General features: G+C 72.5%; 13 protein-coding genes. 11 read left to right on the top strand and 2 right to left on the bottom strand.

Annotated elements, in window-relative coordinates; genetic code table 11:
* Positions 1–42: 42 nt before the first annotated feature.
* Positions 43–909 (top strand): YhjD/YihY/BrkB family envelope integrity protein, encoded by an 867-nt coding sequence (locus ABZ822_RS19555; RefSeq protein ID WP_360855206.1) that lies wholly within the window; start codon positions 43–45, stop codon positions 907–909.
* A gap of 79 nt (positions 910–988) precedes the next feature.
* Here ABZ822_RS19555 and ABZ822_RS19550 read toward each other — a convergent pair whose 3' ends face one another.
* Positions 989–2143: a YihY/virulence factor BrkB family protein gene (locus tag ABZ822_RS19550; RefSeq protein WP_360855203.1), complete on the bottom strand. Its 1155-nt coding sequence runs from the start codon at positions 2141–2143 to the stop codon at positions 989–991.
* 18 nt (positions 2144–2161) lie between these two features.
* Between ABZ822_RS19550 and ABZ822_RS19545 the strand changes: the two genes are divergently transcribed.
* Positions 2162–3823 carry an acyl-CoA dehydrogenase family protein gene (locus ABZ822_RS19545; protein WP_360855200.1) on the top strand — a complete coding sequence of 554 codons (1662 nt, stop codon included), beginning with the start codon at positions 2162–2164 and terminating at the stop codon, positions 3821–3823.
* Between the two features lie 279 nt (positions 3824–4102).
* Entirely contained in the window at positions 4103–5500 is a 1398-nt protein-coding gene (locus tag ABZ822_RS19540; protein ID WP_360855197.1) for a GAF domain-containing protein, read from the top strand.
* A 56-nt stretch (positions 5501–5556) separates the two neighbouring features.
* Here ABZ822_RS19540 and ABZ822_RS19535 read toward each other — a convergent pair whose 3' ends face one another.
* Positions 5557–6348: a hypothetical protein gene (locus ABZ822_RS19535; protein ID WP_360855194.1), complete on the bottom strand. Its 792-nt coding sequence runs from the start codon at positions 6346–6348 to the stop codon at positions 5557–5559.
* 190 nt (positions 6349–6538) lie between these two features.
* Between ABZ822_RS19535 and ABZ822_RS19530 the strand changes: the two genes are divergently transcribed.
* From ABZ822_RS19530 to cysD, 8 genes are all read left to right on the top strand, one after another.
* A complete protein-coding gene (locus tag ABZ822_RS19530; protein WP_360855191.1) occupies positions 6539–7228 on the top strand; it encodes a class F sortase in 690 nt (229 codons plus the stop codon).
* A 227-nt stretch (positions 7229–7455) separates the two neighbouring features.
* Positions 7456–8022 carry a GNAT family N-acetyltransferase gene (locus tag ABZ822_RS19525; protein ID WP_360855188.1) on the top strand — a complete coding sequence of 189 codons (567 nt, stop codon included), beginning with the start codon at positions 7456–7458 and terminating at the stop codon, positions 8020–8022.
* A 138-nt stretch (positions 8023–8160) separates the two neighbouring features.
* Positions 8161–8244, top strand: coding sequence for a putative leader peptide (locus ABZ822_RS19520; RefSeq protein ID WP_309471194.1), 84 nt, complete (start codon positions 8161–8163; stop codon positions 8242–8244).
* A gap of 191 nt (positions 8245–8435) precedes the next feature.
* Positions 8436–10133, top strand: a complete 1698-nt coding sequence (locus ABZ822_RS19515) for a nitrite/sulfite reductase (RefSeq protein WP_360855185.1) — start codon at positions 8436–8438, stop codon at positions 10131–10133.
* The gene (locus ABZ822_RS19510; RefSeq protein WP_360855182.1) at positions 10130–10315 is read left to right on the top strand and encodes a hypothetical protein; all 186 of its coding nucleotides are present in this window, start codon (positions 10130–10132) and stop codon (positions 10313–10315) included. Before ABZ822_RS19515 ends, ABZ822_RS19510 begins: the two co-directional genes overlap by 4 nt.
* Positions 10312–11022, top strand: coding sequence for a phosphoadenylyl-sulfate reductase (locus ABZ822_RS19505; RefSeq protein WP_360855179.1), 711 nt, complete (start codon positions 10312–10314; stop codon positions 11020–11022). Before ABZ822_RS19510 ends, ABZ822_RS19505 begins: the two co-directional genes overlap by 4 nt.
* Positions 11022–11588, top strand: a complete 567-nt coding sequence (gene cysC, locus ABZ822_RS19500) for an adenylyl-sulfate kinase (RefSeq protein ID WP_360855176.1) — start codon at positions 11022–11024, stop codon at positions 11586–11588. Before ABZ822_RS19505 ends, cysC begins: the two co-directional genes overlap by 1 nt.
* A complete protein-coding gene (gene cysD, locus ABZ822_RS19495; protein WP_360855173.1) occupies positions 11585–12520 on the top strand; it encodes a sulfate adenylyltransferase subunit CysD in 936 nt (311 codons plus the stop codon). The genes cysC and cysD overlap by 4 nt, the downstream gene beginning before the upstream one ends.

Here is a 12520-nt window from a genome sequence, read left to right as displayed (position 1 = left end):
CCCCGTCGCGCCCCGGTGACGCCGACGGGGTAGCCACCTTCCATGGGCGAGAACTCTTCCGGAGCCGATGCCGAGGGCGGTGCGTCGGCGTGGAGGAGGCTGTACCACGGGCTCCTCCGCTCCGCCGCGGCCCGCGGGTGGCAGCGGTCGCGCGAGCTGGAGCTGATGCACCGCGCGATGGGATTCGCCGCGCTGGGGTTCCTCACGCTGGTGCCGCTGCTCATCGTCGTCGCGGCGGTCGACCCGGCCAACGGCCAGGGCTTCGCCGAGTGGCTGAGCGAAGGTCTCGGTGTGTCGACGTCGGCCCAGGCCGAGGTCCAGGAGCTGTTCGCCTCCCCCCGGCAGGCGCTGGAGGCCACGACGGCGTTCGGTCTCGCCGCGCTGTGCGTCTTCGGCCTGACGTTCGGTTCCTCCGTGCAGACGGCCTACGAGAAGGTGTGGGAGCTGCCCGCGGCGCGCTGGCACACCATGTGGCGGCACCTGGTCTGGCTGGCCGCGCTGATCGGCTACCTCTTCGTTTCGGCCCAGATCACCCAGGACCGCCAGCCGACGACCAGCGACTTTCTGCGGACGCTGTGGCATTTCCTCAGCGCGACGCTGAGCGCCGTGCTGTTCTTCTGGTGGTCGCAGCGGCTGCTGCTCGGGGGCCGGGTCGGCTGGGGCGCGCTGCTGCCCGGCGCGGTGTCCACGGCCGTCGGCCTGATCGGCCTGCGGATCTTCTCCCAGCTGGTGTTCTCGCCGCTCATCGCATCCAACGCCGTGACGTACGGGCCCTTCGGAACGGTGCTGGTCCTCCAGTCGTGGCTGGTGGGCGTGGGGGTCGTCGTCTTCGGCGGGGCGATCGTGGGGCGGCTCATGCACGAGGAGGCGCCCCGCGTGGCGCAACTCCTCCCCCGCCACCGCGGCTGACACCGGCCGCACCTCCACGGCGGCCGCCGTCACGGCCCGACCGCCACGGGCGGACCGCCCGGCCTACTCGTCGCCCGGCCTACTCGTCCCGCTTGGCATGCAGCCGCGCCCGGACGTCCTCCGGAGGCAGGAACTGGGCCCAGCGCTCAGGGAATTCGGACGGCGGCTCGGTGTCGCCGCCCTCCTCCGGCTCGTCGTCCTCCCACTCCTCCTCGGAGTCGTCCAGCCGGGCCCGGGCCGCGCGCTGGGCTGCCGCCCGCGCGATCAGCTCCTCGGCCGCCGCCTCGCGGACCCGCTCGTTCGCCTCGCGCGCCGCGGCCGTCGCGACCGACGGCCACACCCGGTCGATGGCCGCGTTGACCGCGGCCCCGACCAGCACGGCGAAGGCCGATACGCCGATCCAGAGCAGGACGGCCACGGGCGCGGCCAGCGAGCCGTAGATCGTCGGGCCCTCGACGGTGTTGATGAGGTAGATCCGCAGCAGGAAGCTGCCGAGCACCCACATCCCCAGGGCCACCAGCGCGCCCGGGACGTCCTCCACCCACGGTGACCGTACGGGTACGGAGACGTGGTAGAGCGTGGTCAGGAAGGCCACGGACAGCACGAGGACCAGCGGCCAGTACAGAGCCCGTACGGCCCCTTCGCTCCACGGCAGGACGTCCATCACCGCGTCCGGGCCCGCCACCATCAGCGGCAGCGCCACCGCACCCACGCCCAGGCCGACCATGTAGAGCAGGAAGGCGAGCAGCCGGGTCTTGACGATGCCGCGGACTCCGTCGAGCCCGTACATCACGGTGATCGTGTCGATGAAGACGTTCACCGCCCGGGAGCCGGACCACAGGGCAAGGGCGAAGCCGAGCGAGATGACGTCGGGGCGGCCCCGGGTGACGTCGTTCAGCAGGGGCCGGGCGATCTCCTCCACGCCGCGGTCGGAGAGCACGGTCCCCGACGCGGTCAGGATGTTCTGCCGGATGCTGTCGATGGTGTCGGTGCCGGTCCAGGCGTCGAGATAGCCGAGCAGCCCGACGAGGCCCAGGAGCAGCGGGGGCAGCGAGAGCAGCGTGAAGAAGGCCGCCTCGGCGGCCAGGCCCAGAATCCGGTACTCCACACAGGAGTTGACCGTGTCCTTCAGCAGCAGCCACGCCACTCGCCTTTTGGACACATGCGGATAAAGGGCACGCGCCCGGCGCCAGCGGCTCGTCGACCGCTTGGGGGATGACTCTGCTGCTCGCACCTCCTTAACGTATCTGTCATGGGAGCCTCGACTCACACCGTCACCAATCAAGCTCCGCCGCTCACCGGCTACGACGTCTTCGGGGCGGACGCCGCGCTGACCGAGGCGGTGGCCCGGCACACCGCGCCCGAGCGCCGGGAGGAGGTCCGGGAGGAGCTCGGGGAGCTGGGGCGGGCGGCGGGTTCCGCGCAGGCCCAGCGCTGGGGCGACGAGGCGAACGAGAACCCGCCGGTCCTGCGCACGCACGACCGCTACGGCCACCGCGTCGACGAGGTCACGTTCCACCCCGCCTGGCACCATCTGGTGCGCAAGGCCGTCTCCCACGGACTGACCGACGCCTGGACACGCCCCGGCGGGCACGTACGGCGTACGGCCGCCTTCCTGGTGTGGACGCAGAACGACCCGGGCCACGGCTGCCCGGTGTCGATGACCCACGCCGCGGTTCCGGCCCTCCGCGCCGACCCGGAGCTGGCCGCCGCGTGGGAGCCGAAGCTCACCTCGCGGATCTACGTGCCGGCGCTCACACCCGTCGACCGGAAGCCGGGCGCCCTCCTCGGCATGGCGATGACCGAGAAGCAGGGCGGCTCCGACGTACGGGCCAACACCACGCGCGCCGAGCCGCTCGCCGCCGAGGGCGAGTACGTCCTCACCGGCCACAAGTGGTTCTGCTCGGCGCCGATGTCGGACGGATTCCTGGTGCTGGCACAGGTGCCCGAGGGCGCCTCCCGTACGGGGCCCGGCGGCCTGACCTGCTTCCTGCTGCCCCGCGTGCTGCCGGACGGCACCCGCAACTCCTTCAGGATCCAGCGGCTCAAGGACAAGCTCGGCAACCGCTCCAACGCATCCGCCGAGGTGGAGTTCGACGGGACGACCTGGGCGCGCCGGGTCGGTGAGGAGGGCCGCGGCGTCGCCACGATCATCGGGATGGTCGCGGCGACGCGGCTGGACTGCGTGACCGGGGCCGCCTCCGTGATGCGCCAGGCGGTGGCTCAGGCGGTGCACCACAGCGCGTACCGCAGCGCCTTCGGCGGCCCGCTCATCGACAAGCCGCTGATGCGCAACGTCCTGGCCGATCTGGCGCTGGAGTCCGAGGCGGCGACGACCCTGGCGCTGCGGCTGGCCGCGGCGTACGACGCGGGGACCGAAGCGGAGCGGCAGTTGCTGCGCCTCGCGGTCCCGGCCGCCAAGTTCTGGGTGACCAAGCGCTGCACCCCGGTGGCGGTGGAGGCCCTGGAGTGCCTGGGCGGCAACGGCTACGTGGAGGAGTCCCGGATGCCGCGGCTGCTGCGCGAATCGCCGCTGAACTCCATCTGGGAGGGTGCGGGCAACATCCAGGCGCTGGACGTGCTGCGTGCGCTCCAGCGCGAACCCGCCGCCCTGGACGCGTTCCTCATGGAACTCGGGCGGGCCAGGGGCGCCGACCACCGTTTCGACAACGCCGTCAAGGACCTGCTCACCGAACTCGCCGATCTCAGCGGGATCGAGGCGCGGGCGCGGCGGCTGGTGGAGCGGATGGCCCTCACGCTCCAGGGCTCGCTGCTTCTGCGGTTCGCGCCGCCCCAGGTCGCGGACGCGTTCTGCGCCTCACGACTGGGCGGCGACTGGGGCGGGTCGTTCGGCACGCTGCCGCACACCCTGGACCTGGCGTCGGTCGTGGAGCGTGCGCGCGTGCCGCTCTGAGGATCCGGGGAGGCATCACCAAGGAGCCGCCCGCCCCGAACCGGGGTGGCGCCGCGCCGACACGGCACCACCCCCGTCCGCGAACGTGCTCCACTCTGATGCGCGCGTCGGTCGCGCACAAACGTTGCGGGGGGTTGCAGCAATTACGCCAAGTACCCGCGCCATCGCGGCGACCGGCGGCACCATTGGGAGAGCACGACACCACAAGGCGAGCACGACCGCCCGGACCTGCCCCTTCCCGTCCTTTCGCCCTTCCTGTCCATTTCGGAGACCGGATCCGTGAACGACGCACCGCTGGACATGACCAGGCTGTCGGCCATGGGAACCCGCCATGCCACCCGCTTCCTCAGCGGCGTACGGGCCGCCGCTCTGTCCGGGACGCCGGGCCGACCGTCCCCCCGCAAGGTGATCGACGAGTCGTGGCACCGGGTCCTGCGGCACGGCGTCGACCCCGACCAGGGCGGCCACTCGGGGCTGCTGGCCCTGGACGAGGTCGAGCACCGGCGCCGCTCCACCCCGCTCGCCTCGGTGCTGCCGACCCTGCGCGAGGGTCTGATGGCGGAGGCCGACGAGGCCTGGCACATGATGGTCGTCACCGACGCCGAGGGCCGGCTGCTGTGGCGCGACGGCAACGTGGCGGTCCAGCGGAAGGCGGACCAGCTCGGTTTCTGCGTGGGCGCGAGCTGGGCCGAGGAGGTGGCGGGCACCAACGCGATCGGCACGGCCCTGGTCTCCCGCAGCCCGCTGCAGGTCCACTCCGCCGAGCACTTCGTCCGGGCCTTCCACACGCTCTCCTGCGCGGCGTCGCCCGTGCGCGATCCGCGCGACGGCCGTCTCCTCGGCGTGGTCAACGTGACCGGCCCGGCCGCGGCCGTGCATCCCTCGACGCTCGCCCTGGTCACCGCCGTCGCCCGGGTCGCCGAGGGCGAACTGCGCGAGCAGCACCGGGTGGCGGTCGACCGGCTGAGGGCGGTGGCCGCGCCGGTCCTTGCCCGGGTGGGCGGCCGGGCCCTGGCGGTGGACCGGGCGGGATGGACGGCGGGGGTGACCGGGATGCTGCCGCTGGACCGGGTGCAGCTCCCCAAGTCCTTCTCGGCGGGCCGGATCCACGTCCCGGCGGTGGGCCTGTGCATCGCGGAACCTCTTCCGGACGGCTGGCTGCTGCGCGTCGAGGACGGCGCCGGCCGCGGGGACGGGGATCCGGCCGAGCCGAGCCGGGTCGTCCTGGATCTGCGGCGGCCGGGGCAGCCCACGCTGGCCGTGGCGGGCGCGGCGGGTACCTGGAGCCAGGAACTGTCGCCCCGGCACGCGGAGTTGCTGTACGTCCTCGCGCGTCACCCCGAGGGCCGTACGGCGTCGCAGCTCGCGGCGGACCTCTTCGGGGAGCCGGGGCGGCAGGTGACCGTACGGGCCGAACTGTCGCGCGTACGCCGCACGCTCGCCGGAGTACTCGACCACCGGCCGTACCGCTTCGCCGACGGCGTGCGGGTCGAACTGCTCACCCCGCGCCATGCGTCCGACCTGCTGCCGCACTCGACGGCCCCGGCGCTGCTGGCCGCGCGGCGCGGGCTGGGCGGTCCGGACCCGCGGGGCACGGGCGGCCAGGGTGCCACCGGTGGCGCTTCCGGTGCGGGTGGCTCCGGCGGTACGGGCGAGTCCGGCGATACGGGCCTCTAGGTGCCGCGCGGCGCGTCCTGGCGGAGCCATGGGATGCCCACAACAGGGCTGCGGCGTCAGGGCCGTTGGGGCAGCGAGGCCAGGTCCGAGGGGCGGCGGCGGACCATGTAGTAGCCGCCGGCCGCCAGGGACGCCGCCACCAGGCCCACGCCGAGCGCGACCGTGACGGGAGGAACCCGCTGCGATCCGCCCCCGACTCCGGCCCGCACCGGCCTCTGCGGGATCGCCGGCGCGGACTGCACGGGCGGCGGGGCGGCGGTGGCGACACCGTGCGGAGGGGCGGCCGGGCCGCCGGGCACGGCAGCACCCGCGGCCCGCTCGTCCGCCGTCGCGGCCTTCGCGCCCTCGCGCTCCGCCGCCTTCTGGTTCCTCTTCGTCTTCTCGTTCTTCGTCGCCTTCTCGCCCTGCTTGCGCTCGCGGGCGGCGCCCGCGGCCCGGTCGTCCGCCGCCCGGCCACCGTCGCGCGGCTCCACGCGGAAGCGCCCGCCCGTTACCGTCCAGCCGTCGCAGGTGGCCGCGACCGTGTGCGTACCGGGCTCGACGGCGTCGAAGATCCGGGGCCTGGCGACCGAGGACGACGTACCGCGCTTCCCCGTCAACCGGGTCCGCGGGAAGGCGTTGGACTCGACGATCGCGTCGTAGGCGCGGCCCGTGCCGCGGCAACTCCGGCCTCCGACCGTGATCGTCACCTTCTCGCCCTGCTTCACGGTCCTCGGTGTGACGACGATGTCGCCGGGGCCCGGCCGTCCGGTCTGGGCGGCGGCGGGCGGAGCGGAGGGTCCGAGTGCGGGCAGGCCGGCAGCGACCACGGCGACGGCGGCGGCCACGACGGCCCGGGAGGCGTACATGCTCCTACGCTCGCGCGCCCCGGCACGGCGCGCATGCGGCGATGCTCCGGCCGGGTGGGGCCTCCGGCCCGTACGGGGCACGCCACCCGTTCGCCCGCCCACGGTCGCCGCCGCACCTGCCGCGTCCTAGCGTGCCGAGAGTACGCACAGGCAACTATCTGACATCTCGGACAACACCCAGGGGAGAGAGATGTTCTCGAAGAAGAGCTCCGGCCGTGGCGCGTATGTGCCGGTGCGCAAGAAGCGCTCGCCCTGGGGGTTGATAATCCTCGCCCTCCTCATCGGTGTGGCGCTCATACGGAACGGCGCCGCGCAGGAGTCGGGCCCGCCGCAGCCGACCTCCGAATCCGCGGCCGACACCCGTACCGCGGCGTCGCCCGCACCCGCGACGACCGCGCCGCAGAAGCCGCCGCCCGAGCCGCTGGGAGCGTCCGTCCCGAGCCGTGTGGTCATCCCCGCCATCCGCGTCAACGCCCCGCTGATGGAGGTCGGCCTCGACGCCGAGGGGTGGGTCGCCTCACCTCCGGCGACGGAGAAGAACCTGGCCGGCTGGTACAAGGGCGCGGTCTCCCCCGGCGAGAAGGGGACCGCGGTCGTCGTCGGCCACGTGGACAACAAGGCCGGTCCCGTCGTCTTCTACAACCTCGGTGCGCTCAAGAAGGGGCACAAGGTCGAGGTCGTCCGGCAGGACGGCCGCACGGCGGTCTTCGAGATCTACGGCATCGAGGTGTTCGACAAGAAGAACTTCCCCGCGCGCCGGGTCTACGGGGACACGGGCAAGGCGGAGCTGCGGGTCATAACGTGTGGTGGCGGTTTCTCCAAGGCGAAGGGCTACGCGGGAAACGTGGTCGTCTTCGCCCGGATGACCGGCGTGCGATGATCCACTGACCTCCGGCGCGCGCACCCCGCGTACGCCACACCGACACCCGTACGAGGCCCGGGCGCCGTCCAGCGCCCGGGCCTCACGCACGCCCCGGGGACCGCCTCACGCACGGCCGGGAGCACGACCAGGACCGGCCTCGCGGCCCATGGTCCGGACTGTGAGACCGAGTTCCGCGCCCCCGGCCGGGGGTGGGAGCGGGCAGGCGGGCATGGTTGGCTGGGGGCATGAGCATCACCGTGACCACCTGGTCCCTGGAGCAGACCTCGCCCGCCGATCTCATGCCCGCGGCTCCGCCCGCGACCGGCAGCGGCGTCCGTGTCGTCCGCTCCGAGGTGGCGTCTCCTGAGTTCAGCCGGTTCCTCTACACGGCGGTCGGCGGCGATGTGACCTGGACGGACCGGCTGGTCTGGCCGTACGAGCGGTGGCGGGAGTTCCTCGACCGGCCGGGCGTGGAGACCTGGGTCGCGTACGAGCACGGGACACCGGCCGGATACATCGAGCTGGAGGCCCAGAACGAGGGTGTGGTGGAGATCGCCTACTTCGGTCTGATCCCCGCCTTCCGCGGGCGCCGCATCGGCGGCCTCCTCCTCAGCGAGGGCACGGCCCGCGCGTGGGACCTGGCGGAACGCCATCCGCGGCTCTCCCCGACCAAGCGCGTCTGGGTGCACACCTGCAGCAAGGACGGGCCGTACGCGATGGGCAACTACCGGCGTCGCGGTTTCCGGCTCTTCGACACCACGACCGAGGAGGAGCCGGAGACGCCGCCGCCCGGCCCCTGGCCCGGCGCCTGAGCCGAGCCCTCGGCCCCGCGTGCACGGGCGCGTGACAGGCGCGTGACGGGCGCCACATCGTCTCGCGGAGCGGGACAACCCTGTCCACATGATGGATGTCGGTGGACGCTCCGGAGAGCGCCGTGCCACGCTTTCGTCATGTCTCGAGCTGGAATTGCCTTGGTGAGTCGACGCCACGTCGACCTAGGCCGCATGTCCAGCGCCATCTGTCCGGCGGGCTGACAGTCACAGCACCGCCGATTCGAGCCTCGTACCGACCGCCGTCCCCATTGCCGCGGACGAGCGGGCACTCCTGATCCTCCCTGCCGCACGCGCTGCTGCGCCGTGCCGGGGAAGCCTGCAGATTCGCAGGTCAGACGTGTGCCACCCCGAGATCCCGCACCCTTTGACCCGCCCCGAAGGACGTAGAACCGATGGCCGCCACCCCAGAACGCGCGAGCGCTGCAACGACCCGCCGCAAGGCCGGCCGCCACCGCGGCGAGGGCCAGTGGGCCAAGGGTCACTTCACACCGCTCAACGGCAACGAGCAGACCAAGAAGGACGACGACGGTCTCAATGTGCGGACGCGCATTGAGACGATCTACGCCCACCGCGGTTTCGACTCGATCGACGGCGCCGACCTGCGCGGGCGGATGCGCTGGTGGGGCCTCTACACCCAGCGCAAGCCCGGGATCGACGGCGGCAAGACCGCGATCCTGGAGCCGGAGGAGCTGGACGACAGCTACTTCATGCTGCGTGTCCGCATCGACGGCGGCCGGCTCACCACGGAGCAGCTGCGCGTCATCGGCGAGGTCTCCCAGGAGTTCGCCCGCGGGACGGCCGACATCACGGACCGCCAGAACATCCAGTACCACTGGATCCGTATCGAGGACATGCCGGAGATCTGGCGGCGCCTGGAGGGCGTCGGGCTCTCGACGACCGAGGCATGCGGCGACACCCCCCGCGTGATCCTCGGTTCCCCGGTCGCGGGCATCGCCGAGGACGAGATCATCGACGGCACCCCGGCCATCGACGAGATCCACCGCCGCTTCATCGGCAGCAAGGAATTCTCCAATCTGCCGCGGAAGTTCAAGACCGCGATCTCGGGCTCGCCGCTGCTGGACGTCGCCCACGAGATCAACGACATCGCGTTCGTCGGCGTGAACCACCCCGAGCACGGCCCCGGTTTCGACCTGTGGGTCGGCGGCGGTCTGTCCACCAACCCCAAGGTGGGCGTCCGGCTCGGCGCCTGGGTCCCGCTGGAGGAGGTGCCGGACGTCTGGGCGGGCGTCGTCGGCATCTTCCGCGACTACGGCTACCGGCGGCTGCGCACCCGCGCCCGGCTGAAGTTCCTGGTCGCCGACTGGGGCGCCGAGCGCTTCCGCGAGGTACTGGAGACCGAGTACCTGAAGCGCACGCTGACCGACGGCCCCGCGCCCGAGCAGCCCGTCCAGCAGTGGCGCGACCACATCGGCGTGCACCGCCAGCAGGACGGCCGGTACTACGTCGGCTTCGCCCCGCGCGTCGGCCGCGTCGACGGCACCGTGCTGACCAAGATCTCCGATCTGGCCCAGGCGCACGGCTCGGGCCGTCTGCGGACCACCGTCGAGCAGAAGATGATCGTGCTCGACGTCGAGGAGGGCCAGGTCGAGTCGCTGGTCTCCGGTCTCGAGGCGCTGGACCTCCAGGTCAGGCCCTCGCCGTTCCGGCGCGGCACCATGGCCTGCACCGGCATCGAGTTCTGCAAGCTCGCGATCGTCGAGACCAAGGCGCGCGGTGCCTCGCTCATCGACGAACTCGAGCGCCGGATCCCGGACTTCGACGAGCCGATCACCATCAACCTCAACGGCTGCCCCAACGCCTGCGCCCGTATCCAGGTCGCGGACATCGGTCTCAAGGGCCAGCTCATGCTGGACGCCGACGGCAACCAGGTCGAGGGCTACCAGGTGCACCTGGGCGGCGCGCTCGGCCTCGAGGCCGGGTTCGGCCGCAAGGTCCGCGGCCTGAAGGTCACCGCCGCCGAACTGCCCGACTACGTCGAGCGCGTGCTCACCCGCTTCCAGGCCGAGCGCGAGGACGGCGAGCGGTTCGCCCAGTGGGCGGCCAGGGCCTCGGAGGAGGCTCTGTCGTGAGCGAGCGAGCGGCGCCGTTCTACTGCCCGTACTGCGGCGACGAGGACCTGCGGCCTTCCGAGGAAGGCCACGGCGCGTGGGAATGCGCGTCCTGCAACCGCGCGTTCCGCCTGTCGTTTCTCGGGCTGCTCGCCGATGGCCTGCGGCGCGATCCGAACGAAGGAGGGGGCAGTACGTCATGACCACCGCACCGTCGGAGCGCACAGCGACCGAACTCCGCGAGCTGGCCGAGCAGGCGGGCCGCGATCTGGAGGACGCGTCCGCGCTGGACATCCTGCGCTGGGCCGACGCGGCCTTCGGCGGCCGCTTCTGCGTGACCTCCTCGATGGAGGACGCCGTCGTGGCCCATCTGGCCGCGCGCGTACGGCCGGGCGTGGACGTGGTGTTCCTCGACACCGGCTACCACTTCCCGGAGACCCTCGGCACCCGTGACGCGGTCGAGGCCGTGATGGACGTCAACCTCATCACGCTCACCCCGCGCCGTACGGTCGCCGAGCAGGACGCCGAGCACGGGCCGCGGCTGCACGACCGCGACCCGGACCTGTGCTGCGCGCTGCGCAAGGTCGCGCCGCTGGAGGAGGGCCTGGCCGCGTACGAGGCGTGGGCGACCGGGCTGCGCCGCGACGAGTCCCCGACGCGGGCGAACACCCCGGTCGTCGGCTGGGACGAGAAGCGGCAGAAGGTCAAGGTCTCCCCCATCGCGCGCTGGACGCAGGAGGACGTGGACGCCTACGTCGCCGAACACGGCGTGCTCACCAACCCGCTGCTGACCGACGGTTACGCCTCGGTCGGCTGCGCCCCGTGCACCCGCCGGGTGCTGGAGGGCGAGGACGCCCGCGCCGGCCGCTGGGCCGGCCGGAACAAGACCGAGTGCGGACTGCACGGCTGATGACGGACCAGGAGATGGAGATGAGCGTGCCCGGGAAGGGCGCCACGGTGTGGCTCACCGGTCTGCCCAGCGCGGGCAAGACGACGATCGCGCATGCGCTCGCGGAGCGGCTGCGCGGCGAGGGCCGCCGGGTGGAGGTGCTCGACGGTGACGAGATCCGCGAGTTCCTCTCCGCGGGGCTGGGCTTCTCGCGCGAGGACCGCCACACCAACGTGCAGCGGATCGGCTTCGTCGCCGAACTGCTGAGCAGCAACGGCGTGACGGCGCTCGTCCCGGTCATCGCCCCGTACGCCGACTCCCGTGAGGCGGTACGCAAGCGCCACCGGGCCGAGGGCACGGCGTATGTGGAGGTGCACGTGGCGACGCCGGTCGAGGTGTGCTCGGTCCGCGATGTGAAGGGGCTGTACGCCAAGCAGGCCGCGGGCGAGATCTCCGGGCTCACGGGCGTCGACGACCCGTACGAGGAGCCGGAGACACCCGACCTGCGCATCGAGTCGCACACCCAGACCGTGCAGGAGTCCGCGGCGGCGCTGCACGCGCTGCTCACCGAGAAGGGACTGGCATGACGACGGTGGCCGAGACCGGCGAGAGCACCGACAACCCGTACGCCCTGACGCACCTGGACGCCCTGGAGTCCGAGGCGGTGCACATCTTCCGCGAGGTGGCGGGGGAGTTCGAGCGGCCGGTGATCCTCTTCTCCGGCGGCAAGGACTCGATCGTCATGCTGCACCTGGCGCTGAAGGCCTTCGCCCCGGCGCCGGTGCCGTTCGCGCTGCTGCACGTGGACACCGGGCACAACTTCCCCGAGGTCATCGACTACCGGGACCGTACGGCCGCCGAGCACGGGCTGCGCCTCCACGTCGCCTCCGTGCAGGAGTTCATCGACCGCGGCGAGCTGCGCGAGCGCCCGGACGGCACCCGTAACCCTCTGCAGACCGTGCCGCTGCTGGACGCCATCGAGAGCAACCGATTCGACGCGGTCTTCGGCGGCGGCCGGCGCGACGAGGAGAAGGCGCGCGCCAAGGAACGGGTGTTCTCGCTGCGCGACGAGTTCGGCGGCTGGGACCCGCGCCGCCAGCGCCCCGAGCTGTGGCAGCTCTACAACGGCCGCCACTCCCCCGGCGAGCACGTCCGCGTCTTCCCGCTGTCCAACTGGACCGAGCTGGACGTCTGGCAGTACATCGCCCGGGAGAACATCGAACTCCCCGAGATCTACTACGCGCACGACCGCGAGGTCTTCCGGCGCAACGGCATGTGGCTGGCGCCCGGCGAATGGGGCGGCCCCAAGGACGACGAGCAGGTCGAGAAGCGGCTGGTGCGCTACCGCACCGTCGGCGACATGTCCTGCACGGGCGCTGTGGACTCCGACGCCACGACCATCGAGGCCGTCATCGCGGAGATCGCTGCGTCCCGGCTCACCGAGCGGGGTGCCACCCGCGCCGACGACAAGCTGTCCGAGGCCGCCATGGAGGACCGCAAGCGCGAGGGGTACTTCTAG

Origin of the sequence: Streptomyces sp. NPDC047108 (assembly GCF_040643575.1) — a bacterium.
Lineage (GTDB): Bacteria > Actinomycetota > Actinomycetes > Streptomycetales > Streptomycetaceae > Streptomyces.
Note: the sequence above shows the minus strand (reverse complement) of the source record. Positions and strands in the feature narration are given on the sequence as shown.